The following is a 25,720-nucleotide window of genomic DNA, read 5'->3' as shown; positions in this document are numbered from 1 at the left end:
AAAGCAGGTGCAGATTTGAGTAAAGTGTTAATGGAAATATTAGGACTGTCAACCAGCCCCAGCAGTGGCGGTGCTTATGCTTTAATTTTGAGTGAAGCAGAGGGCAATCAAAGATTACCGATTATAATTGGTTCATTTGAAGCGCAGGCTATTGCGCTCGAGCTGGAAAATATAAAACCACCCCGACCAATGACCCACGATTTGCTCAAAAACTTTGTGCTTAGTTTCGACACGGAAATTAAACAGATTTATATCAATGATTTGTCGGAGGGTACTTTTTATGCTCAAATAATTTATGAGCGCGAGAATCAACTTATCGAATTAGATGCTCGTCCGAGTGACGCGATAGCATTAGCTGTTCGTTTTAATGCACCTATTTATGTTAATGAAGAAGTGCTGGATGAAGCCGGAATAAGTACTGAACCTGAGCATCAAACTCTGGAAGAAGCGTTGCAGGGTGATGAAACTTCACCGGGACAGAAAGAGTTATCACAACTGGAAAAACTGGAAGCAGAACTTAAAACTGCTATTGAAACTGAAAACTACGAGAAAGCGGCAAAAATAAGAGACCGCATTTCTAAAATGAAAGGATAAATTTTGGATATATCTGGCTGTTCGTTCAGCGAACTTTCTTATTCGACTCTATTTAACACCTACCTTACTAACTTCGATTCGCTAAAATCGTTTTATGTTTTTAATCCGCTCGACAAAAAGGAAATAGAGCGCAGAGCCAATTCTCTTTCCGATGCTGAGTCTAAAAAAAATTATCTTGCAGCACTTTCTGAGTATCATAAAGAATTGGGAATTGCTGATAGCCAAAAGAATCAACGTGAGAAATTGGCAAAAGATGATGCTTTGGTTGTAGTAACGGGACAGCAACTAGGCTTATTTGGGGGACCATTATTCACAATCTATAAAACCCTGACTGCAATTTTACTTTCTCGGAAATACGAGAAGGATTTAGGCCGTCCTGTAGTTCCGGTATTTTGGCTGGCAGATGAGGATCATGATTTTGAAGAAATCTCCTGGGTTGGTATTACAGGGCGAGACGATTTCAGTAAGGTTGTTTTAGATAAGAAGGGTAGTGGTGCCCCGGTTTCTGAAGAAAAGCTGACCGATGCAATTAAATCCTTTAAAGAAAAAGTAAAAGAAGAGCTTTTTGATACAGATTTTTCTGAGTCATTATGGGAGCTTCTGGATCAGTATTATAGAGAAGGGAATACGCATGCTAAGGCATTTTCCGGTTTAATTAATGAGTGGTTTGCCCAAGAGGGGGTTTTAATTGCAGGAAGTAATTTTTCTGCTATAAAAAAATTAGCGGCACCCGCATTTAAAAAAAGTATCGACAAAGCTGATTCGATTTATGAATCTATAGAGTCAAAGAGTGCAGAACTGGAAAGAAATTTTCATCGGCAGGTAATGAACGGGGACTCTAACCTTTTTTATCTATCCGAACAGAAAGAGCGAATTAAAATTCACAAATGCGAAGATGACTGGACAGCTGGTTCCAAAAAAAGATGGTCACATTTCGAGCTTTTGGAAGAGATTGAAAATCACCCCGAAAAATTTTCACCAAATGTATTTCTCAGACCGGTAATACAAGATAAAATGTTGCCAACGCTCGGCTATGTTGCCGGCCCAGGTGAGCTGGCTTATTATGGGCAAATGAAATTATTTTATGAGGAATTTGACCTTGTAATGCCTCCAATATTTCCGCGTTATACTGCAACCATTATTGAGTCTGCGATTTCAAGAATTATAGAAAAATTACCTTTCAAAGTTTGTGAGTATGAGAAGCGAATTGAAGACCTCGAATCTGAATTTATAGAACAGACTGATACGGTTGATATCGAAAATATTTTTAGCGAATGGAAGGACAAATTGGAAGAAGCTGCCAAGGAACCGCTGCAGGTAATAGATGAAATTGACCCAACTTTAGATGGTACGGTTGGAAAAACAGTTGCCGGTTTTGCGAATGAATTGGATAAACTGAAAGGCCGTGTATACCGTTCTATAAAGCAACAGGAAGAAACCCAGATTAAACGCATCGAAAAGATTAAAATAAATCTATTTCCTGATGGAGGGTTACAAGAACGGGCAGTATCTCCGGTGTATTTTATGAATAAATACGGACTTGATATCTGGAAGAAGTTACTTGAAGAAATTGAAGAAGAAGGATTAGATCTTACCAAACACCATTTGATTAACCTATGACCTCCGTTCAAGAAGAAAAACAAAAACTCAGGGATAAGGTTCTTGCAAAACGGCAACAACTTTCAGAACAGCAGTGGTTAAATAAATCAAATCAAATCATACAATCTCTGGTTGATAGCGATGTTTACAAAAAATCCGGGGTGATACATACGTATGTTTCCATGAATGAACGAAGGGAAGTCTGTACTGATAACTTGCTAATACATCTATTTGATGATAAGAAAAGAGTAGTTGTTCCGATTACTAATTTTTCTGACAATACGTTATCTCATTCGGAAATTGATGCTGAAAATGAATTGGTTGCAAACAATTGGGGAGTCCGGGAACCTAAAACTATTAACCCTGTTGAGATTTCAGAAATTGATTTAATTATTGTTCCGATGGCTGCTGCTGATAAAGATGGAAACCGTTTGGGGTATGGGAGAGGATTTTATGATCGATTTTTAGATATGACCGAAGCCACAAAAATAGGATTAACTTTTGATAAATTTCTTTTTGATAAAGTTCCGGTTGAGGAATTTGATGTAAAATTAGATGTGATTATTACTGAAGAAGTTGTGATTTTCACGTAACATTGTGATTGAAAGATCGTAGGGCTTCATGGAGGATTAAATAATTATGTCAGAAAAAATGAAAACGAGATCTGCTTCAAGAACAGGAACCGCAACCCTGGAGTTTGATGATTTTGAATTAAACTCAACTATGCAGGAATTTCTCAAGGAAGAAGAAAAGGACACCGGTAAAAGCATTTGGAATATTGCCACAATTTCAGGCATGGTAATGATATTTCTTGCACTCACTTTTTTGATACAATGGGTTGGGCTTCCCATTGGAGACTTTTTATCCGGTTTATCAGAAGGCTTGATTGGTTCTTCCTTACTTCCTTTAGTAGGTGGGGCACTTATTACTTTAGTTGGGTTTGGTTTTTTAGTGGGAGACCGAAAGCGTGCCCGAAAAATTAAAAAAGCTCGAAAAAGAGCAAGAGCCAGCAGTGCCTCTGCTAAGTATTCTGATATTCCCGGTTCAGAAGAAACAAATTATTCTTCCGGTTCTAAGTTAAACAATGCTCTTGATTCTAAGCAGGGTAAATCTTTAAGCTCTTCTTCCTCTATGGATTTTGATGCCTATGGCTACCGACATTCCAAGCGGCTCATGAAATCCCGATCTAACAAAAAATGGGCCGGAGTTTGTGGCGGGCTTGCAAAATATTTTGGGATCAGTGCAACTGTAGTTCGATTTATATTTGTAGCCGCCTTTTTTATGGGGTGGGGAGCAAGTTTACTGGTTTATTTTGGTCTCTCACTCGCAATGCCTAAAGAACCGGTTGAAATGATGGATGATTTTAATTTTTAGCTTTCTTTTTTCCCTCTGCTCATTTAATAATTTTGTAGTTTTTTTAAAGACATTCTGTTGTATGGAATGTCTTTTTTAATTTTATTTAGATCAGTATCCGACCCAATAACATTTATTTAGATGCTTCATCTTTAAAATGTTGATAATGGGATCTTAAACATCACAAATCTAATCCATAGCAATTTTGGAACAAGAGGAAAGCTTAATTTTATTAGTAGATGACACCCCCGCCAACTTAAAACTCCTGTCTCATGTTTTAGATAAAGAAGGATACGATCATATAGAAGCTACCAGTGGTGAAGAGGCTGTCGAACTCGCCAAAAAAAACATACCAGACTTGATATTATTGGATATTATGATGCCCGGAATGGATGGTTTTGAGGTGATTAAAAAAATTAAAGAAGATGAATACCTGGAAGATATACCGATTATTTTTCTAAGTTCCTTAACGGATACTGATGATAAGATAGAAGGATTTAAATCAGGGGGCGTCGATTATATTACCAAGCCTTTTCAAAAAGAAGAGACGCTGGCCCGTATTAAAACCCACTTGAAAATTCGGTTTTTGCAGAAGCAGTTAAATGAGAGGATTAGAGTTCTTAGAGAACGAGAGGTTGAATTAAGTCGTCTGAATCAAAAAAAGGATGATTTGGTAAGGATGGTAAGCCATGACATAAAAAACCCGCTTACCGGAATCATTGGCCTTGTAAAACTTATGCGGGAAAGCGATAAAATAAGTCCTGAAGAGCAAATACAAATGTTTTCGGTGATTGAAGATAGTGGTACTAATCTATTAAACATGGTGCGCGAGGTATTGGATAGGGAAAGCAAGAAAAAAGAACCGGAAAAGCTTGAATATTCTGAAGTTTTGGTTTCCGACCTATTGGATCGTGTTGTTTCAATGAATAAAGCTAAAGCTGTAGTAAAAGAAATTAATCTTGAATACTTGATCCATCCTGAAGAACTAAATGCCGTTCTGGATCAAAATAAATTTGAGATTGCACTCAATAACTTGGTTTCAAATGCGCTTAAGTTTACACCGGCGAAGGGGGAGGTCTTCATAAAGGTGAATTTGAATGATGACAATTTGATGTTCGAAGTTCGAGATACCGGAATTGGTATTCCCAAAAAGGTATTGACTGAATTATTCAAAGATGGTAAGAAATCATCTCGAAAAGGAACTAGCGGGGAAACAGGAACCGGGCTTGGCTTGGATATTGTCCAATTATATGTTGAGTTACACGGCGGGGAGGTTTGGGTTGAATCTGAATTAAATAAAGGCACTCAATTTTATATTAAAATTCCTCATAAGGAAAAATCTTAAATTGTTACAGTCAGCTCTTTAATTTGTATCCGAAATCAGATAGAAACTTTGATTTTAATCTCACGTAACCAAAACATGAAGTTTGTACAAAAGCATCTGGAATGGATAGCATTTAGTGTAGGATTAATTCTTCTCGGATTTATGAATCCGATGGGCGCAGGCACTTCTTTTTGTTTATTCGACTTGGCGGGTATCGGTTTTTGTCCGGGTGAAGGCCTTGGGCATTCCATTGCCTATACTTTTCGGGGCGATTTGTCATCAGCAATGAATGCTCATTTTGCTGGTCCGCTTGCTGTAATTATTCTAAGTTCAAGGATTTTTTATTTATGGCGAAGACTTTATAATCAATCAAAACAAAATAATAAAAGGAATATAGAACATGGCTAATGTTATAGATCATCTACCTGAAATTGACGGCGACGAATCTTTATATGTTGGAAAATTATTTTCAGACCTTTCGGATGAACAAGCATCTAAATTTGCTTCTGTTTACCGAAGTCGTCGCAAAGACCCCCAAACTATACTTATAACTTGCCTTTTAGGTTTTTTCCTTATTGCGGGGGTACATCGTCTTATTCTCAATCAAATAGGGATGGGAATCCTCTATATATTTACCGGCGGATTATGTTTGATTGGTACAATTGTAGATTTGGTAAATTATAAAGACTTAGCTTTTCAGTATAACAGGGAGATTGCTAAAGAAGTACGCTCATATATTTAACCTTACTTAAGGAACATGGACAGAGAAAAGTCAAAAAAATTGTTACGGGAATATATTGATAGTGAGAGCTTACTCAATCACAGTGAAATGGTTGCTCAGGCTATGGAAGCTTATGCCCGGCATTTGGGTAAAACAGGTCAAGAAATAGAAGAATGGTGGACAGCCGGTTTATTGCATGATCTGGACTGGGAAAAGTACCCTGATGAACATCCTTCAAAAGCAGTGAATGAGATATTGCCGAATCACGGATATTCTGAACAAGTAATCGAGGCAATTAAAGCTCATGCTCCGGACCGAACCGGTAAAGAACCTGAAACTGAAATGGAACGTTATCTCTTTGCTTGTGACGAACTTTCGGGATTTATGAATGCGGTTTCGCTTATGCGTCCAAATAAGTTTGAGGATATGAAGGTGAAATCTGTTACCAAGAAGCTTAAAGATGCCAAGTTTGCAGCTAATGTTCCCAGGGAGGATATCAATAAAGGAGCTGAATTAATAGGAATGGAGTTGCGAGACCATATTGCATTTATGATTGATGTCTTTCGGACATGAACATGCTATTTCCCTTTTTAACAATTTTAAAGTAAATTTTCATAGCGGTTTAAGAGATAACGTCAATTAAATAACATGCTATGAGAATTCTATATGCTACTCTTTTTCTTGTATTAAGTTTCTCACTTAGTGTTACCGCCCAAAATATTGAAAAAAAAATCTATTCCTCCATTGATTTATATGAGGGGATGGATGAAGGTTTTTATTCAAATAGTAATTTTGGGGTGAAAAACCCGATTTATTCAGCATATCCTGTAACGGGGATGATTCGGCATAATAGGGTGGATGGATTATTTTTAGGTTATCAGGAAGAAAAAATGGATTGGAACAGTTCCAGCTTTTTTGATATAGAAAATGTTGACTTGCACGGGCTTATTGGATATTCATTTGCTCAAAATGAGTTGCAATATACAGTTGGAGCTGAAAAAAGTATTGGCAATCATCGTAAATGGATGTTGATTGGCGGGGAATTGCACAAAACAACCGCTACAGAGGACTATTGGAGATCCGGAATCTATGAAAACAGTATCACCTCTTTTGCTTCCGGTTTTGATTTTCATGACTACTATAAAGCAGATGGCTATGGATTTTATACTTTGTTACGCCCCATGCGTTATTTAGAACTTGGAGCCTCCTATAACTTCGATGTGTTTAGTTCTTTAGAAGCTGCTACTGATTTTTCATTGGTTTCACGTTACTCTTCATTTAGAGTAAATCCGGCTATAGATCCAGAAATGAACCAGGCAAGTCAACAAAGTGTGGCTTTAGGGGCAACTTTGAATCCTAACGGTATATCTAAGTTTTCGTCAATATCCACGACGGTTTCAGCAAAAGCTGAAATAGCGGATTTGAAAGGTTCTGGCAATGATTTTATGTATAATCGATATCAAGTTGAAGCCAAATCATTTTTTAGATTGGATAGAAGCACACTTCTTAAATGGAGAATAATGGCCGGAAGTATCACCGGTACTGCTCCTGAATTTAAAAACTTTGCGTTAGGTGGTCTAGGAAGCCTGAGAGCTTTGGGATACAAATCACTTAATGGAAACCAAATGTTGCTTAGTAATTTTGAAATTGAGTTTGGAAGAAGCTCAACACACAAAAAAGGATGGCCTGATTTAAGTTCAACTTATTTATCGTTGTTTCTTGATTCGGGAACTTCAAATGTGAATGTTCAAAATTATACAGCTAAAAATCCTATTGAAATTTTCGATGTTTCTATTTTGCAACTGTCCCATAACGCAGGTATTGGTCTTGGTTTGGGAATGATGAAGTTTGAGTTAGCTAAACCTATTGCGGGAGCACAGGGGCATACATCGTTTTGGATTCGATTTAATCCAACCTTTTAGAAAAATCTTCTAAATCTAAAAAAAGAAACCCGGATCGATCAAAATCCGGGTTTTTCTTTAGGGCATTTGGAGCTTATGCAGCATCCAAAAGCTCTTTTGCTCTTCGCCAAACAAATACGAGCTTAAATATTGAATGTTTCAATTTATTACTTAGAATATTTGAACTATTTAGATGTAGTTCAGTATAATTTTTAAATCATCTATTAGTATCTTTAAGTATGAATCTTCAGAATCTGATTGCCCTTAAAAAAACTGAATTTGTAACGGCTCTTTTAATTTTTGTATTGATTACCCTCACCGTGTTAAGTTCTCGTCTTATACGTCTTACGTCCAATTCGGCTATTTATTTTGAACAGGAGACAGAGCTTATATTTAACAGTTTAAGTGAATTAGATTCTTTACAGCTAAAGCTAAACCGACAGGGAATTGAATTTGACAAAGAAGAGCTTGAATGGGCCACAAGCATTTTAGGCTGGAGAAGATACCAAAGAGGACGTTATGTTTTTGAGGGAGGATATTCATACAATGCTTTTCTTTCTAAGATGACCAAGGGTATTCAGGATCCTTCATCAGTAGTAATATTGCCTGGTATAATGCCTGAACGATTAGCAGAGATTGTTGCTGAAAATTTCTATTTTAGTAAAGATGATCTGTATCAAGCTTTGACGGATAGTACCTACCTTGCCGAAAATAATTTATCAGCTGAGCAACTTTTTGGAAGAATGTTCCCTAATACCTATTTGATGTATTGGACGACATCACCCAAGGGATTTATTGATAAAGTCTTAAGAGAGTTTGAATCTGCTATTACTGACGAATTTAGATTAAGAGCTCAAGAGCTTGGGTATTCTATGGACGAAATCATTACCCTTGCCTCCATTGTAGAATGGGAGGCTAAGAATCAGGAGGAAAAACCCCGGATAAGTGGTTTGTATTGGAATCGATTAAATAGAGGGATGAGGTTACAGGCAGACCCTACCATCAACTATGTATTAGGGGAACGGCGCCGACTTCTTTTTGAAGACTATCAAATTGACCATCCTTTTAATACATACATGAATAGCGGTTTGCCGCCAGGCCCCATTACAAATCCAAGCTTGTCCACAATTGAAGCCACCCTATATCCTGAAGATCATGATTATTTATATATGGTTGCTAATCCTGAGGGGGGACATGTATTTACCGAGACCTTTAGGGAACATCAAATAGAAAGCGAGAAATGGCGTATTTGGCTGCGCGAACAATATAGAATAAAACGAGAGTTAGAAAACCGGCAAAAAGAAGCCAACGACAGTACCGCTCTCTAATCTGAAAAGTGTAGTTCTACTCTGCTCGAATACGTTTAATCTTAACTTCTTGATTGATATGAGTACCTTTAAAACTTATATCTGTACTTAGACCTTGATAGTTATTGAATTTTTTCAGCCCTTCTTTTAAATAAACCGGGTTTTGTACTTGCTTTAGGGTTTCTAAAATCAGATTGGCTGCATCATAGCCGATATAAGCGAATCTATTTGGCGGGGTATCAAACCGAAGCCGGAATGCACTTTCGAAATCCTCAACTTCGGAGCTGTTTATATCAAGATCGAATGTTTTTGTATAATAAATGTTGGTTTCAGGGAGTCTTCTTGATCCGATATTTACGGTTTCCCACTCTTCAGAACCCAGAATTGTCACCTTACTTTGCATGGCCTCAAGATTAGTAAGAAGTGAGCTAATCAGGGTTTCGGCAATATTTCCTGTAAAAGGAGCATACACCGCATCAATATTATAACTTAAAATGTCTTCCTCATCCGGATTAGGATCAAAGTATTTGACATACTCACTTATATCATAGCCTTGAGAACTGAAATCTTCTACATAATAGCGAACTACTTCGCCACCTAATTTTCGTGCTTCATCTAAGAAGGCTATAGCTGAAGGTTCTCCCAGCGAACCTCTCTCTGCTATCACAGCTAACGTATCATGTCCTAAATTCTGAATGGCATGTCTTGCCATTGTTCGGCCCTGCACGGCAAAAGTAGGGTTAAGCTGATAAGTATAATTCAGGTCAAGATTGAGGCTGTCGGAGTTTGCCAGAGGGGTTAGTAAGGGTCTTTGATACAGTTCGGCATATTTGGAGAGCTCCTCGGCGACTTCCGAAAACAATGGGCCTATAATAGCATCTACATCATGATTCCAGATTAAGTCGTTAGAGATCGAAGCAGCTTTTGAGGCCTCAGCTTCCGTATTCCTGTAGGTAATAAACGCTTTCTGATCTGTATTTTCACTGTTAAAATTTTCGATAGCTAATTGAATACCAAAGTACAGATGTTGTGAAATTTCAAACTCAGCTGATTCAATATCAAACTCCGGTAACGCAACACCGATGTTATAAGCTAACCCGGAGGGGGCTTTGGGATAACGACTGTTCTGATTAAATCTTTGTGTGTATGCCGAAGAGTCACTTAAAAAAGCCTTAAGGGAAGCATATTTAGTCGTATCTGCATCTGTTACGGCACTTTTATATGCTGAAAACAAAGCTCTTGCTGAAGATAAATCAACTTTTCCGACAGCTGATTCAACTAAATCTAAACGAACGTTGTCATAAGCCGAAGCGCGGAAAGCAACATACCTTTGATTAAGAGAGAGGTAGTTGTTCAGTTCCCGATAAAAGTTATACGCGGATCTTGTAATTGATGGATGAAAAGAGCCTTCTTTTATTTCATATAAAGCATCTAAAGAGGAGGCGAAATTTTTAAGCTGAAAATCAGCTAAAGCTTTAGTGTACTTAGCTTCAAGCATCATTTCTTCAGCAGTACTGTCAACCTTATTCAGATAATACTTAGCCTTTAAAAAATTATTAAGTGCGAAATAGCTTTTACCGGTAAAAAGCTGTGCGGTAGGTGAATCTAAATTTTCAAAAATAAGTAATGCTCGTTCGTAATTTCCTTCCTCATAAAATTCTATCCCTGTTTCCAGGGATTGGGCAAACAAACAGGTATTAATGGTCAAAAAAGTAAAGACAAGTAGAAGTCGTTTCATCGAAATTTAGATTGAATTATTCACTTTGCTGTATTTATAACTGAATAAAAGCTAAAAAGTTCTGTAAAATTATTCCCATTCAATAGTTGCCGGTGGTTTGGAACTTATATCGTAAACCACGCGATTAATACCTTTAATTTCGTTGATAATCCTATTTGAGACATGCGATAAAAAATCATAGGGTAAATGTGCCCAGTCTGCAGTCATCCCATCTAAGCTGGTTACTGCCCGAAGCGCGAGCGTAAATTCATAGGTGCGTTCATCGCCCATAACCCCCACACTTTGTACCGGCAGCAGAACTGCCAAAGCTTGCCAAACCTCATCATATAGATTTTGTTTTTTGAGCTCTTCTATAAAAATAAAATCGGCATCACGCAATAAGTCGAGACGCTCTTTGGAAAGTTTGCCCAGTACTCGAATTCCCAGCCCAGGTCCCGGAAAAGGGTGCCGGCCAATAAAGTGATCGGGAATTCCCAGGGCCTTGCCAACCTCTCGAACCTCGTCTTTAAATAATTCGCGAACCGGCTCAATGAGATCAAGTTTCATTTTTTCAGGGAGTCCGCCTACATTATGATGGGATTTGATGGTAGCCGAAGGTCCTTTGAAGGAGACACTTTCAATTACATCAGGATAGAGTGTACCTTGAGCCAGGTATTTAAAGTCCGCATCTTCACCGATTTCTTCATCGAATACATCAATAAAAGTATTCCCGATAATTTTCCGTTTTTCTTCAGGATCAGAAATGCCTTCAAGTCGCCCAAGAAAAAGGTCGGAAGCATCTACACCCCGAACCGGTAAATTTAGGTCACGGGTATAAAGCTCCATGACGGATTCGAATTCCTTTTTGCGCAATAACCCATTATCGACAAACACACATTCCAGCTGATCTCCAATAGCCCTGTGAATGAGCGTAGCAACTACAGTAGAATCAACTCCTCCGGAGAGGCCGCATAAAACCTTATCAGTACCGACTTTCTCCCTTATCGCTGCAATTTGTTCATCTATGAAAGATTCAGAAGTCCAGTCTCCCTTAAGATCACAAATAGTGTAGGCAAAATTTTGAAGCAGTTGTTTTCCATGATCAGTATGTGCTACTTCCGGATGAAATTGAACACCGTAGATCTGATTTTTTTTATGACGTACGGCAGCAACTTCGGCATTTGCGGTATGACCAATAACTTCGTAAGAGGAGGGTAATTCATGGATATGATCACCATGACTCATCCAGACAACACTTTCGTTTGGAATATTTTTTAACAAATCTTCATCATTATCAATGAGGAGGTTTGCACGTCCATACTCTCTCTTGGCTGCTTTTTCTACACTTCCTGGAATTTCGGTGTGAGCTAAAAGCTGAAGGCCATAGCACACACCAAGGATGGGTATGTTCCAGCTTAAAATTTCAGATTGAAGATTGGGAGCATCATCATCGTTGACACTCTTTGGGCCGCCTGAAAGAATAATCCCTCCCGGAGTCGGGGTAGAAACTTCATCAAGATTGACATTGTAGGGATGAATTTCACAATAAATATGCAGCTCCCTGAGCCGACGAGCAATTAGTTGAGTAAGTTGAGAACCATAATCAAGGATGAGAATCCATTCGGAATGTCGGCTATGCATGAATTAAAAACAATTAAAAGGATTAAGCGATGACTTCTTCGTACTGTTCAGCACTTAGCAGGTCATCCAATTGGGAAGTATCGGCTAGTTTAATTTTTACCATCCACCCATCTCCGTAGGGATCTTCATTTACTAACTCGGGCTCATCCTCCAGCTTTTCATTGACTTCGGTAATTTCACCGTCAACAGGGGCGTAGAGATCAGAAACGGTCTTAACGGCTTCAACGGTACCAAAAGTATCATCTTTGGAAAATTCAGTTCCTTCCGGCTCCAGTTCTACAAATACGATATCCCCAAGTTCGCCTTGTGCAAAGTCAGTGACACCAACTGTTACAGTACCGTCGCCGTTGTCTTTAACCCATTCGTGCTCGCGAGTGTATTTTAGGTCAGCAGGTATGCTCATTTCAGTCTTTTTTAGGTATATATTTGAATTCTCTTTCTAAATACTTGGTATCAAATTTCCCTTTGATAAAGTTTTCATCATCCATAAGCTGGATATGATAAGGGATATTTGTCTTAATACCCTCGATAATAAATTCCTTCAGAGCCCGCTTCATTTTTCTGATGGCTTCCTCTCGTGTAGGAGCACTTACAATCAACTTTGCTATCATGGAATCATAATAAGGAGGTATTCTATACCCGGAATATGCATGGGTATCTAAGCGGACTCCGTGCCCACCGGGAGGATGGAATACAGTAATTTCGCCTGCTGAAGGCCGGAAGTTGTGTTCCGGGTCTTCTGCGTTAATGCGGCATTCAATAGCATGATTGGTAAATTTCAGGGGAAACTCTTCTATTTTTTCACCGGCTGCTACTCTGATTTGTTGTTCAATTAAATCGATACCGGTTACTTCTTCCGTGACAGGGTGCTCTACCTGAATACGGGTATTCATTTCCATGAAGTAGAAGTTGTGATCGTCGTCCACTAAAAATTCTACGGTTCCTGCCCCTTCATAGTTAACTGCTTTCGCAGCATTAACTGCAGCATCACCCATTTGTTTGCGTAACTTTTCAGTCATCAGGGGAGAGGGTGATTCTTCCAATATTTTTTGATGACGCCGTTGCAAGGAACAGTCTCTTTCTCCATAGTGTACAGCCGTTCCATGCTGGTCAGCCATAACCTGAATTTCAACATGATGAGGGTTCAATACAAATCGCTCAATATAAACTGCTGGATTGTTGAAAGAAGTTTCGGCTTCCTGACGACACATTTTATAATTTTTCTCAAGCTCGGAGGCTTCCATTACCATACGCATTCCGCGCCCGCCACCGCCGGCTGAAGCTTTGATGATTACCGGAAATCCTATCTCATCACAAACTTTTTTTGCGTCTTCGTAGCTTTCAACAACACCGTCGCTACCGGGCACCACCGGCACTTTATTGGCAATCATTGTAGCTTTAGCTACTGCCTTGTCACCCATTTTATTAATGGCATCAGGTGAAGGCCCTATAAACTTGATGTCGTGTTCCGAGCAGATGCGTGAGAATTCTGCATTTTCTGCCAAAAAACCGTATCCGGGATGGATAGCTTCGGCATTAGTAATTTCAGCAGCTGCTAAAATACTTGGGATTTTCAAATAACTTTCTTTGCCTGCAGGAGGACCAATGCAAACGGCTTCATCCGCAAACTTAACATGCAGGCTGTCGGCATCAGCAGTAGAGTATACTGCTACTGTTTTAATGCCCATTTCCTGACATGTGCGAATAATTCGCAGTGCAATTTCTCCTCGATTGGCAATCAGAATTTTTTTAAACATGAATGCCGCTTAGTCTTTTTTAATAATGAAAAGTGGTTGTTCAAACTCGACGGGTTGTCCATCATTCACTAAGATCTTTTCCACTGTGCCACCGAACTCAGCTTCAATCTCATTCATGATTTTCATGGCTTCCACAATACAAAGGGTGTCACCTTTGGAAACTTTATCCCCAACTTTGACAAATGGATCAGAATCAGGAGACGCAGCCTCGTAAAAAGTACCTACTATAGGTGAAGTAACCGTATCACCATCCGGTTGATCCTCTGCTGAGCTTTGGCCGGCTGCCGCTTCTTGTTGTTGAGGCTGGGCCGGTGCGTGTACAGCTTGGGCAGGGGGGTGAGGTGCTGCAGGCTGTGCATAGCTAACCTGTTGAACTTCTCCTTGTTTCTTTACTTTAATTTTGAAATCACCTTCCTCGAGCGAAACTTCGTTCACGTCGCTTTCGGCGATAAGGTCTAATATATTTTTTATGAGTTTTAAATCCATGGTTAGTTTTATTTAGCTCGTTCTATATATTCAGCTGTTCGTGTATCTACTTTAATTTTTTCACCTTCATTAATAAATAAAGGAACTTGAACGGTAGCTCCGGACTCAAGTGTAGCCGGCTTACTTCCACCTTGGGCGGTATCACCGCGTACGCCGGGATCCGTTTTTTCCACTGTCACCTCTATATGATCTTTTGGTTCCGCGTAAAGAATTGATTCTTCATCGGCATTGACCATTACATTACAATCTTGTCCCTCTACAAAAAAACCTTTTCGCTCAACCTGAGAGGCATTTACCGGTACCTGCTCATAGGTTTCATTATGCATAAGGTAGAAAAGCTGGCCATCATTGTATAAATACTGATACTCATGCTGTTCTATCCTTACTGCTTCTGCATTTTCGCCGGATCGCCAGGTCTTATCGATATTCTTCCCATTCATGATCCCTTTTAGCTTTGTGCGTACAAAAGCAGGGCCTTTTCCGGGTTTCACATGTTGAAACTCTGTGATCGAGTAGAGTTCTCCGTCCAGATCCAGAACCATTCCGTTTCTAAAATCTGATGTTGATACTTTAGACATTCTTTAGTTTTTCCTCTGATAAATAAATTTCGCTCAAAAATACCACCTGCCTGTTTGGATAACAAACGAGTTTAGATGAAATTAGTAATCAAATTATAAAGTATGGCTGCAGGACAAATATATTTAATGAAAATTGGCCAAACTTTTGAGAATAGGGTTTGTTTGATACCTGCAAATCCATACTCCATTTCGTTGATGGCGTTTTCTGTTGTCCAAAAATAGCCTACAAAAACACAGATTAAAAATCCGCCCAGAGGTAAACCGATATTATTGAAGATATTATCAAAATGTCCGATTAAAACAGGGAAGAATGAAACGGCAATGGATACGACTAAAATTCCGGATCCTACAGACCAAGCAGCCTTTTTTCGTTTTACTTCGAATTCATCAATTACGTATGAAACGGGCACTTCCAATAAAGAAATAGTAGAGGTTAATGCCGCAATGCTTAAAAGAAGAAAGAAAGTAACTCCTAAAATCATACCAACAGCTCCGCCAATAGTATGGAACAGTGCAGGTAATATTTGAAATACAAGGTCGGTACTTGAAGCGAGCTCTCCACCCACACTAATATTAATTCCGGAACTTTGAGCCAGGTACATAGCAGGAACAATTAATAAACCGGCGAGAAAAGCAATCCCCACATCAGCTAAAGTTACAAAAGCGGCTGCCTGTGGAATATTTTCTTTTTTATTGAGGTATGAACCATAAGTAATTAAAGCACCCATTCCTAGAGAAAGGGAAAAGAATGCTTGTCCCATGGCTGAAAAAATCAGATCAGCGTTAATTTTACTGAAATCGGGAAGTAAATAAACACGAACCCCTTCGGCGCTGCCGGGTTGCAATAGTACATAAACAATCATAATCACAATGATACCTATCAAAAGGGGCATCATTGCTTTGGTTGCCCGTTCAATACCATCACTTACCCCGCCGGTGATGATTTTAATGGTGCCAAGCATAAAAACAGTGGCGATAAGGGCATTCTTAAACCCGTTGTTGGTATCAGTGAGCCAATTGGCGGCATCCGCCCATCCAAAAAAGTAGAAAATTTCTTCAAAAGCATATCCAAACGCCCAACCGGCAATAACGGTATAGAAGGAGAGGATCATCACCCCGCAAATTACCCCCCACAAACCGACAAATGGGAAAAACTTATTTGAACTGATAGCTTTAAATGCGCCAACTGGATTTTTTCCTGATTTACGGCCGATTGCAATTTCAGCAGCCATTACCGGAAAGCCGATAGCAAAAGTACAGAGCAGGTAAATTAAGAGATATGCAGCGCCGCCTTCGGTGGCAACTTTTGTAGGGAAAGCCCAAATGTTACCAAGTCCAACGGCCGAACCTGCTGCTGCAAGTATAAAGCCAAGTTTTGAATTCCATGAACCGCGTTCGGTGGTTATTTCAGCCAAGTGATTTCCTCCTTAGGATGTTTTATTATTTAGACAGCTTAAAATATTTTAAGCATTGCTCACACGCAACTTTCTTAATACAACTCCGGAACTTGCAGGTACGCTAAGTGATTGATGCGTACTCTTGATGGTTTTATAACCGGACTTGCTTGCGTTAACAACGATTTCCCAATACCCTTCGGGTAAAATAATTTCATGTGCATGTCCTGTGTTCGCATTCAATGATACAAAGTAATCATACATATCACCCGAACTTTTTCCATCAATTGAGAATGTAATGTGAAGAGGACTGTCATATACCTTAAAATTAATTTCATCTGGCTGTGCTTTTCGAAGGGCGGGGGAGTTTAACCTTAATTTAATTAAACCTTTATAGTATTCATAAAGATCCCTGTTGAGATCAATTTCATTAAAATTAAGCCAATTAGTCTGGTTATCTTTATTGTAGGAATCTTTGTCTAATCGTCCCTTTTTTGGATCTAAATTTTGAGGAGCGATGATTAATTTTGAGCGAGCCCATTCCTGGCCGGCATGTATCATAGTAATGCCTTGAGACACAAATAACGTTAGAGCTGCAAGTTTGGCGATTTTTCTTTCTTGCCCGGAAAGCACAGAAATAGATGCTTTATCTGAGAATGTTTTTTGAGCATTTTCCTTATTTAAAGCAATTCGGATATAATCTCCCAAAGTATAACCGTCATGACTTTCCAGATAGTTCACGGTATGAGCGGAGTGATTGAATAAACCATGTTCACCGAACTTTAATGTACCTCGGATAAGATTTTCGATCCCGTAGCGAGAGTTTGATCCTAATTGCCCGAATATCAATCCTTTATTTTCGGTGGGGTTGTATCCCTTAAATCCGTTTCTGAAACGATCATTCCAGGATGCCCAGCCTCGATCAGAGAAACCTTCCGGCTTATAATCACCGCCCCAGGGTTCTGCAATTAATATTGTATTGGGATTAAGTTTTTTAGCTTCTTCCTTAATCATGTCCACTGTTTCCCAATCGAAGATGCCGGCTAAATCAAACCTGAATCCATCAATATGATATTCAGTGATCCAATGCTTTACCGATTCCAGGATAATGTCGCGCGCATAATAAGCGCTTGTGTTGATGTCATTACCGGTCCAGCTGTCATTTAAGAAATTACCTGCCTCATCCAACCGAAAATAATGATCTTTAGCAGTGTACTTCAAAGGATTTAAGTCATAATGGGAAGCGTGATTATAAACAACATCCATGATTACCGAAATACCTTCCTTATGTAATTCCTTAACTAAATTTTTGAGTTCAAATTCAGCGTTTTGCGATCCTCCTATGACGGACCCGGGTTGTAAGTTGGCATCAGAGGCATACATTGTCTCAGGTGCAAAAAAGAAAGAGGTCATATAGCCCCAGTAATTTCGGGCATAGGGGTTCCAGGTGTTTTTAATGCCTTCGGGGGTATCTTCATTAAAAGGTGGTTCGAAATAGGCGAATTTTTGAAGCGGCAGGAATTCAACGGCGTTAACTCCCAGTTTTTTTAAATGCGCGATACCTCCAACTTCAGCCTCTCTGAAATCATTATAAATACCATTCACATATGTTTTGGCAGAAGAGTGAGCTACCATGTCCTTTATGTGGGCTTCATAAATAACAAGATCTCGGGGATCTTCCGGAGCTGTAAAAGTATCACCTTCCCAATTAAAAGGACCCGATTCCGTAATTTTTGTTTTAGGGAATTGAAGGTGATGATTTGTGGAAGTTACATGCCGGCTTCTGGGGTCAGCAATTGGATGGTTAGAAGTCATGAAATAAGGATCATCTTCCGGGCCTTCGATTTTATACGCATACCATTTGTTATAAAAAGTATCCTGAATCAGTCCCTCCCAAATACCCTCTTCATTTATTTCAAGGGGGAAAGCAAGACCTAATTCATCCTCGTATTGATCGTAAATAACTAATTTTACGGATGTAGCTTTGGGTGCAAACAGGCGAAAGACTGTTTGATTACCTTTTATCGTGTATCCAAGAGGAAATTCTTCCAGTCCGGTTACCATACACTCATTTTGTATTTCAGATTCCATTAAGTAATGGGACTGCCAGGTTCAGCCGTGGTTTCTACAAATTTGAGTTTTCCGTCGGGAGTTTCAGCCATGAGGATCATCCCCTGACTTTCGACTCCCATTAATTTTTTGGGTGCAAGGTTAGCCACAACGCTTACTTTTTGTCCCGGAAGATCTTCAGCTTTAAAATCCTTGGCAATACCGGATACGATCGTTCTCTTCTCAAGTCCAATATCTACTTTCAGCTTCAATAACTTATTGGACTTTTCAATTTTCTCGGCGCTCAGAATTTTACCGGCCCTGAGATCCAATTTCATGAAATCGCCAAATTCGATATCCTCTTTTAACTCAGGCACATCCGGTGTAGAATCGGCAGCCTTAGCTTTGTCGTGTAATTTTTGTATTTGTTCTTCGATGATGTCGTCCTCAATTTTGTCAAATAGAATTTCACCTTGTGAGACAACGGTACCTTTAACCAACATGTTTGAATTGATCTCTGTCCAACTAAAATTATCGTTTAAGCCGAATTGAGCTCTTAACTGTTTCATTTTAGCGGGGAGAACAGGATCAAACAGGCAGGCAAGAGCAGCGCTGATTTGCAGGCTTACATAAAGCGTATTTCCACATTTAACAGGGTCGTCCTTCCTGGTTTTCCAAGGTTCGGTTTCTGTGAAATAGCGATTCCCAATTCGGGCCAGGTTCATCGTTTCACTGATGGCTTCTTTAAACCGGAAGTTTTCGTAAGCTTGTGTAATTTTCTCTTTCTGGTTTTCAATGGCTTGGAGTGTCATTTTGTCCAAGTCAGAGGGCTCGATTAATTCAGGAACTTTTCCGTCGGCATAATTGGCGGTGAAGGAGAGGGATCGGTTGGTGAAGTTACCAAGTACATCCGCCAACTCCGTATTCACATGCATTTGAAAATCTTTCCATGAGAAATCAGAATCTTTAGACTCCGGAAGGGTGGTGCCGAGGGCATATCGCAATAAATCCGGTTCAAAATCTTCGAGGTATTCATGCAGCCAAACCGCCCATCCACGAGAAGTTGAAAGCTTCCTTCCTTCAAGGTTCAGGAATTCATTGGCCGGTACATTCTTTGGAAGCACATAATCCCCGTGTTCCATCAGGACAACAGGAAACATGATGCAGTGGAATACAATATTGTCTTTTCCAATAAAATGGTAAAGTTCGGTGTCTTCATTCTGCCAGAAATCTTTCCAGAGTTCCGGTTTACCTTGCTCCTGGGCCCATTCTTTGGTAGCTGAAACGTAGCCGATTGGAGCATCAAACCAAACATACAGCACTTTGCCTTTGGCTTCCTCTAAGGGCACGGGAACTCCCCAGCTTAAATCCCGGGTGGCTGCACGGTCATTGAGTCCATCGGTCAACCAGCTTTTGACTTGGCCCATTACATTGGGTTTCCAGTTCTCACGGGTATCGATCCATTTTTCCAACTTGGGCTGGATGTCACCCAAAGGCATATACCAATGGACGGTTTCTTTTAGTTCAGGCACTTCCCCTGTTAAGGCACTTACCGGGTTAATCAGCTCCGTGGGGGAAAGGGATGTTCCGCATTTCTCACACTGATCACCATAAGCTTCTTCATATCCACAATTTGGGCAAGTTCCTTTCACATAACGGTCTGGTAAAAACATATCTGCTTTTGGGTCATACAGCTGTTCCTCCGTTTTTTTCTTGAAAAAATCCTTCTCATAAAGCGTAGTAAAGAACTCCTGTGAAGTCTCATGATGAGTTTTTGAGCTGGTTCTGCCATAATAATCGAAGGTAATGCCGAAATCCTCAAATACCTTCTTATTCATTTCATGATAGCGATCAACAATATCCTGAGGGGAAACCCCTTCTTTTTCAGCCGCAATGGTAATAGGTACCCCATGCTCATCAGAGCCACAAATAAAAGCTACATCAGCGTCTGTTCTTCGTTTGTAGCGTACATAAAAGTCTGGGGTGAGGTAGGCTCCGGCAAGGTGTCCAAGATGAATAGGTCCGTTTGCATAAGGCAGCGCCGAAGTAACAAGAATTCGTTTTTTGTTGGGCATGAATGAGTTTTATCCGTCTTTTTTTGTGAAGATAAGAAATGGTGGGTTTAATGTTTAAGGCAAGATTCTAAATTTTTCGATGAAAGAATACCCATCGACAACTCTAAATTGAAAGCTAAATTATTTAAAAATGTAACCTCATCATATTTCTTAGTAATTTTAAAGCATGCTTATAACATTTGAAGGAATAGACGGAAGCGGGAAATCCACACAAATTTCACTGCTTAAAGAAAAGTTAACGGAACTGGGGCATCGAGTTGAGGTTTTTCGTGAACCCGGGGGGACGGATGTATCCGAAATGATACGCGGGATGTTGTTAAATCCTGAATTAGAAATTTCTCCTGTTACAGAATTACTGTTATTTTCATCAGCACGCTCCCAATTAATAGCTGAAAAAGTACGCCCCTTACTAAAGGAGGGGGTTATTGTGATTCTGGATCGGTTCTATGATTCTACTGTAGCTTACCAGGGGTTTGGGCGTCAAAGCATGCCTCTTGAACAAATTCATCAAATTAATGCTGCTGCAACTCAAAATTTAGTTCCGGATTACACATTTTACCTGCGTTTAAGTTTAGATGAGGCTTCAGAACGGACTAAACATTTTGAGAAGGACCGAATGGAACGCGCAGGTGATACATTTTATACCCGGGTTTTTAAAGGATTTGAACATTTAGCAAAAACCGAACCCCGATTTAAAACGATTAATGCAGAACGGGACAAACAATCTATCCATAAAGATATCTTTAACATATTGGAATCTAAATTATAAAAAGTTCTTTCCTATCTGCTTAATGGTACATTTTACCGCTATAAAGCAGAAAAAAAATACTTTTTTGGTTTTTTATCTTCGAAGATCATTGAGGCTTAATCATTTTATCCGTAAATTTAGAACAATCTGGATGAGTCCTGCCTATTTCCATGACAACCAGTTCATCAAAAGAATACAATTCTAACGATCATAACTACCAAGTAATAAATTATGGCGCACGAAAGAATCGAAATTGATTTACCTCTTGCCAAAGTATATGAACTCCTCAGTAATCCGGTTGAATTTCCTAAGTTCTTGGAACGCATAGATAAAGTAGAGAGAATTAACTCTCAAACTTTTGAATACAATACGGATATTGGTGGAGAAGAATATAAATGGACCACTAATCTTATCGATAATCTTCGTAATACCCGATTTGCCTGGATTACCATTAATGGTAATTTAAACCAAACCGGAACTATTCGATTTACTCCGCTTGATAATGGCGAACGAACTCGCGTAGAATTCTCTCTGGATTATCGAACCTTTTTCGGTGACCCTGAAGAAGAATTGGCTTCCTTTATTGAAGATTCACCCGCACAATTGGCTAAAGACCTTAAAAAATTCAAAGAACTGGCCGAAAGCGGAACCTTCAAAGAAACTCCACTTGAGCCAAAAGAAGAAACCGAAGAAGAAGTTACCGCATAAGGTAGATCTAACTTTATTTACATTACTTGATGCGCATCTTACCGATGCGCATTTTTTTTGTCATTATTTTAAAGAACGATGGAATTCACCAAGTTTTTACACTCAGAATCAAGCCGGCAGCCTCACTATCTGTTGATTGGTAGCCCTGTTACTCATAGCGTTTCACCATTGATGCACAATACAGCATTGGAACATCACAATATAAAAGCGAACTATCACGCCGTTTCGGTTCGTAACAGTGAGATATCTTCTCTCATTGCACATTTCAACCGCTTAGAATTTCTGGGTGCTAACATTACGATTCCATATAAGGAAACATTATTTGATGCAATGGATACCCTGGGGATGGAAGCGGCGCAAATAGGGGCCATCAACACGATTGTTAAAAGAGATGGAAAAATTGTTGGTGAGAATACGGATGCTTACGGCTTCAGGGTCCCTTTGGAAGATTATGAAGATGAATTAGCAGGAGAGCGGGCCATTATTTTCGGCACCGGGGGAGCGACTAAAGCTATCAACTTTGCGCTACTTGAAATGGGCGTGGAAGAAATAGTGATGGTTTCAAGAAGGCCGGGGCGATATAATGAAGCTACTGATGTTATTATGTGCAGTTATGAGAACTGGGCGGCTTATGCTGAGGAGGCAGCTATAATAATTAATGCGACCCCCTTGGGAATGGAGCCCAATACGGATGCTTCACCGCTTAAGGATCAAGAAAAAGGAGTATTGAGAGATAAAATTTGTTATGATGTTGTATATAATCCCAAGCAAACTAAATTTCTGACCCAGGCTGACGAATCAGGCGGAATTCCGATTGGGGGATTAGATATGCTGATTCACCAAGGGGCCAAATCCTTTAAGCTATGGACCGGACAAGAATTTCCATTAGGACTTATAAAAATGAAACTGGAAGATGTCTTCCCAAATTAATCTTATAAAACCTGCACGTCTGAACAATGAAGAAATTTCGTGCTGGTTTACACTTCGAAACCACGATTCGGTACAACAAAATAAATTTATTCCGGGGCTTAATCTCGGCTTGAATACTGATGAATCAGCTTCCGTGGTATTGGAGAATCGTAAGCATCTTTTAGAAGAAACGGGAATCTCGGAAAATCAAATAGCTTATGCGGTTCAGATTCATGAAACAGCTGTGAGGTATGTGGACTCAGGAGGAATTTATACTGATACGGATGGATTTGTGACCGACAAAAAGGATTTAGCATTAGCTATTCAGGTTGCCGATTGTGCGGCAGTTTTGTGTGGGGATTCAAAAAATAAGGTAATTGGAGTCGCTCATGCCGGATGGAGGGGGGCTGCCGGTAATATCGTTCCCAAAACAATTCAGCAAATGATAGCACTCGGGGCTGAGGCCAATCACATTCATGTGTTTATAAGTCCTTGTATTTCCCTCAAAAATTTTGAAGTTGGGGAAGAGGTTGCAGCCGAATTTCCGGAAGAGTTTGTGGATAGAACGAATTATAGCAAACCTCATGTTGACTTGAGAGCCTTTATAAAAAAACAGCTTGAATACGAAGGCATTAAACCGAAAAACATAGAAATTGATGACCGGTGCACTATTGAGGTGGAAGAATTCTATTCCTATCGCCGCCAAAAAGAAAAGAGCGGACGAATGATGGGCATCATCAAACTTAATTAAGAAAGTATTTCGTTGAGAGTCAGCTACAGTACAGGATATTACGCCACTATTCCAAACGAGCACATTTTCCCTATGAAGAAATTTCAGGGATTACATTCCTTTCTTTTGGAAAAAGAAGTAGTAGCCCCTTTTGAAATCATTGAACCATCAATGATAAATTTGTCTGATTTAATTACCACCCATACCCCGGATTACGCTCAAGCAGTGTGGGAAGGAGGCTTGACCCGTAAAGAAATTCGAAGAATGGGATTGCCATGGTCAAAGTCTTTAGCTATTCGTTCCCGGTTAGCCGTTCAGGGCACACTAAATGCGGGGTTGATGGCCCTCCAAGATGGTTTGGCTGGAAACCTGGCCGGAGGCACGCATCATGCCATGCCACATTTTGGCGAAGGTTTTTGTGTATTTAATGATGTGGCGGTGGCTATTAAAGTACTGCAACAATCTAAATGGGTGAATAAAGTTTTGGTGATAGATTGTGATGTTCACCAGGGAAATGGAACGGCGTATATATTCAGAGATGCCCCGGATGTATTTACTTTTTCAATTCATGGTGAGAATAATTACCCTTTCAAAAAGCCACCATCTGATTTAGATATTGGACTTCCCGACAAAACAGGAGATAAAGAATATGCTAAGTCGTTAATTTCAGCGTTGGATTCTATTTTCAATAAATTTAACCCTGATTTGGTGTTTTATCTTGGTGGAATTGATCCAATGGAAACAGATCATTTTGGTAGACTTTCATTAACCTTGTCTGGTCTCCGGGAAAGAGAAAGAATTGTGATTGAAAGCGTTACCCAACATAATTACCCCTTGGTTTTATTGCTCTCCGGCGGTTATGCCCCAACCCTAAAAGAAACGGTAGTTGCACATGCTCAGATGTATGAAGTGGCAAAAGAAATGGGGTTTTGAAAAATCATTCCTTAATTTGAAGACCAACCTAAATCAAGATAGATTTTGAAAAAACAAAAATTGGCTATTCTGGGATCCACCGGATCTATAGGAACACAAGCTTTAGATATTGTTCGGCAGCATTCTGATAAATTTGAGATTGTTGCGCTTACTGCTAATTCCAATTGGGAATTATTAGCTGAACAGGTAAAGGAGTTTTCTCCAAGCTATACGCTTATTGGGAATGAAGGCCATTTTGAAACTTTAAAAAACACGATTAATCATACGGAAGTTATTTCAGGCTCTGACAAACTTCCTGAGATAGCATCACTAGAGGAGGTTGATACGGTATTAAATGCGTTGGTTGGTTTTGCCGGCTTTGAGTCAACTGTAGCTGCCATACGTGCAGGAAAAAAAGTGGCTTTAGCCAATAAAGAATCACTGGTGGTAGGGGGAGCGCTAATTACTGAAGAACTGAAAAAATCAAAAACCGAATTAATTCCAGTAGATTCTGAACACAGTGCCATGCTACAGTGTTTAGTTGGCGAGTCTATGAGTAATATTGAAAAGATTATTATTACGGCCAGTGGAGGACCATTTAGAGAATTTAGCCTTAAACAGATGGAGGAAGTAACGGTAGCAGAAGCGTTAAATCACCCAAATTGGAATATGGGGGCAAAGATCACAATAGATTCATCAACAATGATGAACAAAGGTCTTGAAATTATTGAAGCATATTGGCTTTTTGATATACCCGTAGAGAAAATTGAGCCTGTTATCCATCCTCAAAGTATTATTCATTCCATGATCACTTTCATAGATGGGTCAAGTAAAGCACAATTGGGTCTGCCAGACATGAAAGTCCCGATCATTTACGCTCTTGGATATCCTGAAAGGCTGCCGCTCGAAACCGCAAGAATAGATTGGAATAAAATTCAAAATCTTACTTTCGAACCTGTTGATTTTAAACGATTTCCGTGTGTTAAATTGGCCATGGACAGCATAAAACTGGGAGGTTACGCACCGGCAGTTTTAAATGCGGCAAATGAAGTTGCCGTTGAACGATTTTTGAATAAAGAAATTGGTTATATTTATATCGCTGAAGTTGTAGAAAAAAGTTTGGCGAAAATAGAATCAAGCGATAGTTTAAACATAGAGACGCTAAAAGAAATAGATAAAGAGACGCGTACCTACGCGGCATCAATTCTTAAATAATA

25 protein-coding genes are annotated in these 25,720 nt (G+C 39.5%); 16 read left to right on the top strand and 9 right to left on the bottom strand.

Translation table 11 applies throughout. From position 1 onward, the window contains the following. Positions 1 to 15: 15 nt before the first annotated feature. The 10 genes from HUJ22_RS04535 to mltG all read left to right on the top strand — a co-directional run bounded on the left by HUJ22_RS04535 (position 16) and on the right by mltG (position 8,820). Positions 16 to 594, top strand: coding sequence for a bifunctional nuclease family protein (locus tag HUJ22_RS04535; RefSeq protein WP_366870791.1), 579 nt, complete (start codon positions 16 to 18; stop codon positions 592 to 594). Between the two features lie 3 nt (positions 595 to 597). After that, entirely contained in the window at positions 598 to 2,214 is a 1,617-nt protein-coding gene (bshC, locus tag HUJ22_RS04530; RefSeq protein ID WP_290874523.1) for a bacillithiol biosynthesis cysteine-adding enzyme BshC, read from the top strand. Beyond that, positions 2,211 to 2,786 carry a 5-formyltetrahydrofolate cyclo-ligase gene (locus HUJ22_RS04525; RefSeq protein ID WP_290874520.1) on the top strand — a complete coding sequence of 192 codons (576 nt, stop codon included), beginning with the start codon at positions 2,211 to 2,213 and terminating at the stop codon, positions 2,784 to 2,786. Before bshC ends, HUJ22_RS04525 begins: the two co-directional genes overlap by 4 nt. Before the next feature lie 46 nt (positions 2,787 to 2,832). After that, positions 2,833 to 3,567: a PspC domain-containing protein gene (locus HUJ22_RS04520; protein WP_290874517.1), complete on the top strand. Its 735-nt coding sequence runs from the start codon at positions 2,833 to 2,835 to the stop codon at positions 3,565 to 3,567. 184 nt (positions 3,568 to 3,751) lie between these two features. After that, positions 3,752 to 4,891 (top strand): hybrid sensor histidine kinase/response regulator, encoded by a 1,140-nt coding sequence (locus HUJ22_RS04515; RefSeq protein ID WP_290874513.1) that lies wholly within the window; start codon positions 3,752 to 3,754, stop codon positions 4,889 to 4,891. A 75-nt stretch (positions 4,892 to 4,966) separates the two neighbouring features. Next, complete coding sequence (locus HUJ22_RS04510) at positions 4,967 to 5,278, top strand: DUF2752 domain-containing protein (protein ID WP_290874510.1); 312 nt, start codon at positions 4,967 to 4,969, stop codon at positions 5,276 to 5,278. After that, positions 5,271 to 5,612 carry a TM2 domain-containing protein gene (locus tag HUJ22_RS04505; protein WP_290874507.1) on the top strand — a complete coding sequence of 114 codons (342 nt, stop codon included), beginning with the start codon at positions 5,271 to 5,273 and terminating at the stop codon, positions 5,610 to 5,612. The genes HUJ22_RS04510 and HUJ22_RS04505 overlap by 8 nt, the downstream gene beginning before the upstream one ends. A 15-nt stretch (positions 5,613 to 5,627) precedes the next feature. Beyond that, on the top strand, positions 5,628 to 6,164 hold the full coding sequence (locus HUJ22_RS04500) for an HD domain-containing protein (protein ID WP_290874504.1): 537 nt from the start codon (positions 5,628 to 5,630) through the stop codon (positions 6,162 to 6,164). A gap of 80 nt (positions 6,165 to 6,244) precedes the next feature. Then, on the top strand, positions 6,245 to 7,513 hold the full coding sequence (locus tag HUJ22_RS04495) for a hypothetical protein (RefSeq protein ID WP_290874501.1): 1,269 nt from the start codon (positions 6,245 to 6,247) through the stop codon (positions 7,511 to 7,513). Between the two features lie 218 nt (positions 7,514 to 7,731). After that, positions 7,732 to 8,820: an endolytic transglycosylase MltG gene (gene mltG / locus HUJ22_RS04490; RefSeq protein WP_290874498.1), complete on the top strand. Its 1,089-nt coding sequence runs from the start codon at positions 7,732 to 7,734 to the stop codon at positions 8,818 to 8,820. 16 nt (positions 8,821 to 8,836) lie between these two features. On the opposite strand, the gene HUJ22_RS04485 is transcribed toward mltG, so the two are convergent. From HUJ22_RS04485 to metG, 9 genes are all read right to left on the bottom strand, one after another. Then, on the bottom strand, positions 8,837 to 10,537 hold the full coding sequence (locus HUJ22_RS04485; RefSeq protein WP_290874495.1) for an ABC transporter substrate-binding protein: 1,701 nt from the start codon (positions 10,535 to 10,537) through the stop codon (positions 8,837 to 8,839). Positions 10,538 to 10,606: 69 nt separating this feature from the next. After that, positions 10,607 to 12,157, bottom strand: a complete 1,551-nt coding sequence (guaA, locus tag HUJ22_RS04480; protein ID WP_290874492.1) for a glutamine-hydrolyzing GMP synthase — start codon at positions 12,155 to 12,157, stop codon at positions 10,607 to 10,609. Between the two features lie 22 nt (positions 12,158 to 12,179). Beyond that, entirely contained in the window at positions 12,180 to 12,560 is a 381-nt protein-coding gene (gene gcvH, locus HUJ22_RS04475; RefSeq protein ID WP_290874489.1) for a glycine cleavage system protein GcvH, read from the bottom strand. A 1-nt stretch (position 12,561) separates the two neighbouring features. Beyond that, complete coding sequence (gene accC, locus HUJ22_RS04470) at positions 12,562 to 13,914, bottom strand: acetyl-CoA carboxylase biotin carboxylase subunit (protein WP_290874486.1); 1,353 nt, start codon at positions 13,912 to 13,914, stop codon at positions 12,562 to 12,564. Between the two features lie 9 nt (positions 13,915 to 13,923). Beyond that, positions 13,924 to 14,400 (bottom strand): acetyl-CoA carboxylase biotin carboxyl carrier protein, encoded by a 477-nt coding sequence (gene accB, locus HUJ22_RS04465; protein WP_290874484.1) that lies wholly within the window; start codon positions 14,398 to 14,400, stop codon positions 13,924 to 13,926. Positions 14,401 to 14,408: 8 nt separating this feature from the next. Beyond that, a complete protein-coding gene (gene efp / locus HUJ22_RS04460; protein ID WP_290874481.1) occupies positions 14,409 to 14,978 on the bottom strand; it encodes an elongation factor P in 570 nt (189 codons plus the stop codon). A 71-nt stretch (positions 14,979 to 15,049) separates the two neighbouring features. Beyond that, positions 15,050 to 16,393, bottom strand: coding sequence for a sodium-dependent transporter (locus HUJ22_RS04455; RefSeq protein WP_290874479.1), 1,344 nt, complete (start codon positions 16,391 to 16,393; stop codon positions 15,050 to 15,052). Positions 16,394 to 16,441: 48 nt separating this feature from the next. Further along, on the bottom strand, positions 16,442 to 18,463 hold the full coding sequence (locus HUJ22_RS04450) for an alpha-amylase family glycosyl hydrolase (protein ID WP_290874476.1): 2,022 nt from the start codon (positions 18,461 to 18,463) through the stop codon (positions 16,442 to 16,444). Next, positions 18,463 to 20,496, bottom strand: a complete 2,034-nt coding sequence (gene metG, locus HUJ22_RS04445; protein ID WP_290874472.1) for a methionine--tRNA ligase — start codon at positions 20,494 to 20,496, stop codon at positions 18,463 to 18,465. The genes HUJ22_RS04450 and metG overlap by 1 nt, the downstream gene beginning before the upstream one ends. A gap of 166 nt (positions 20,497 to 20,662) precedes the next feature. On the opposite strand from metG, the gene tmk reads away from it, so the two are divergent. The 6 genes from tmk (at position 20,663) to HUJ22_RS04415 (ending at position 25,718) form a co-directional block, all read left to right on the top strand. After that, positions 20,663 to 21,265: a dTMP kinase gene (gene tmk / locus HUJ22_RS04440; protein WP_290874469.1), complete on the top strand. Its 603-nt coding sequence runs from the start codon at positions 20,663 to 20,665 to the stop codon at positions 21,263 to 21,265. A gap of 210 nt (positions 21,266 to 21,475) precedes the next feature. Next, positions 21,476 to 21,952 carry an SRPBCC family protein gene (locus tag HUJ22_RS04435; RefSeq protein WP_290874466.1) on the top strand — a complete coding sequence of 159 codons (477 nt, stop codon included), beginning with the start codon at positions 21,476 to 21,478 and terminating at the stop codon, positions 21,950 to 21,952. A 78-nt stretch (positions 21,953 to 22,030) separates the two neighbouring features. Continuing rightward, positions 22,031 to 22,882: a shikimate dehydrogenase gene (gene aroE, locus HUJ22_RS04430; RefSeq protein ID WP_290874463.1), complete on the top strand. Its 852-nt coding sequence runs from the start codon at positions 22,031 to 22,033 to the stop codon at positions 22,880 to 22,882. Next, entirely contained in the window at positions 22,866 to 23,612 is a 747-nt protein-coding gene (pgeF, locus tag HUJ22_RS04425; RefSeq protein ID WP_290874460.1) for a peptidoglycan editing factor PgeF, read from the top strand. The genes aroE and pgeF overlap by 17 nt, the downstream gene beginning before the upstream one ends. A gap of 72 nt (positions 23,613 to 23,684) precedes the next feature. Then, complete coding sequence (locus tag HUJ22_RS04420; protein ID WP_290874457.1) at positions 23,685 to 24,524, top strand: histone deacetylase; 840 nt, start codon at positions 23,685 to 23,687, stop codon at positions 24,522 to 24,524. A 45-nt stretch (positions 24,525 to 24,569) separates the two neighbouring features. Further along, entirely contained in the window at positions 24,570 to 25,718 is a 1,149-nt protein-coding gene (locus tag HUJ22_RS04415) for a 1-deoxy-D-xylulose-5-phosphate reductoisomerase (protein WP_290874454.1), read from the top strand. Positions 25,719 to 25,720: the final 2 nt, after the last annotated feature.

The sequence above is a fragment of the Gracilimonas sp. genome (assembly GCF_014762685.1).
GTDB lineage: Bacteria > Bacteroidota > Rhodothermia > Balneolales > Balneolaceae > Gracilimonas.
Note: the sequence above shows the minus strand (reverse complement) of the source record. Positions and strands in the feature narration are given on the sequence as shown.

What these genes read in the sequence shown, in the direction of transcription:
- HUJ22_RS04485 (WP_290874495.1), bottom strand. Translation starts at nt 10,537, where the DNA reads ATGAAACGACTTCTACTTGTCTTTACTTTTTTGACCATTAATACCTGT.
- HUJ22_RS04420 (WP_290874457.1), top strand. Translation starts at nt 23,685, where the DNA reads ATGAAGAAATTTCAGGGATTACATTCCTTTCTTTTGGAAAAAGAAGTA.
- tmk (WP_290874469.1), top strand. Translation starts at nt 20,663, where the DNA reads ATGCTTATAACATTTGAAGGAATAGACGGAAGCGGGAAATCCACACAA.
- HUJ22_RS04505 (WP_290874507.1), top strand. Translation starts at nt 5,271, where the DNA reads ATGGCTAATGTTATAGATCATCTACCTGAAATTGACGGCGACGAATCT.
- HUJ22_RS04450 (WP_290874476.1), bottom strand. Translation starts at nt 18,463, where the DNA reads ATGGAATCTGAAATACAAAATGAGTGTATGGTAACCGGACTGGAAGAA.
- HUJ22_RS04510 (WP_290874510.1), top strand. Translation starts at nt 4,967, where the DNA reads ATGAAGTTTGTACAAAAGCATCTGGAATGGATAGCATTTAGTGTAGGA.
- accC (WP_290874486.1), bottom strand. Translation starts at nt 13,914, where the DNA reads ATGTTTAAAAAAATTCTGATTGCCAATCGAGGAGAAATTGCACTGCGA.
- HUJ22_RS04500 (WP_290874504.1), top strand. Translation starts at nt 5,628, where the DNA reads ATGGACAGAGAAAAGTCAAAAAAATTGTTACGGGAATATATTGATAGT.
- HUJ22_RS04495 (WP_290874501.1), top strand. Translation starts at nt 6,245, where the DNA reads ATGAGAATTCTATATGCTACTCTTTTTCTTGTATTAAGTTTCTCACTT.
- guaA (WP_290874492.1), bottom strand. Translation starts at nt 12,157, where the DNA reads ATGCATAGCCGACATTCCGAATGGATTCTCATCCTTGATTATGGTTCT.
- HUJ22_RS04520 (WP_290874517.1), top strand. Translation starts at nt 2,833, where the DNA reads ATGTCAGAAAAAATGAAAACGAGATCTGCTTCAAGAACAGGAACCGCA.
- accB (WP_290874484.1), bottom strand. Translation starts at nt 14,400, where the DNA reads ATGGATTTAAAACTCATAAAAAATATATTAGACCTTATCGCCGAAAGC.
- mltG (WP_290874498.1), top strand. Translation starts at nt 7,732, where the DNA reads ATGAATCTTCAGAATCTGATTGCCCTTAAAAAAACTGAATTTGTAACG.
- HUJ22_RS04525 (WP_290874520.1), top strand. Translation starts at nt 2,211, where the DNA reads ATGACCTCCGTTCAAGAAGAAAAACAAAAACTCAGGGATAAGGTTCTT.
- pgeF (WP_290874460.1), top strand. Translation starts at nt 22,866, where the DNA reads ATGTCTTCCCAAATTAATCTTATAAAACCTGCACGTCTGAACAATGAA.
- efp (WP_290874481.1), bottom strand. Translation starts at nt 14,978, where the DNA reads ATGTCTAAAGTATCAACATCAGATTTTAGAAACGGAATGGTTCTGGAT.
- gcvH (WP_290874489.1), bottom strand. Translation starts at nt 12,560, where the DNA reads ATGAGCATACCTGCTGACCTAAAATACACTCGCGAGCACGAATGGGTT.
- metG (WP_290874472.1), bottom strand. Translation starts at nt 20,496, where the DNA reads ATGCCCAACAAAAAACGAATTCTTGTTACTTCGGCGCTGCCTTATGCA.
- aroE (WP_290874463.1), top strand. Translation starts at nt 22,031, where the DNA reads ATGGAATTCACCAAGTTTTTACACTCAGAATCAAGCCGGCAGCCTCAC.
- HUJ22_RS04435 (WP_290874466.1), top strand. Translation starts at nt 21,476, where the DNA reads ATGGCGCACGAAAGAATCGAAATTGATTTACCTCTTGCCAAAGTATAT.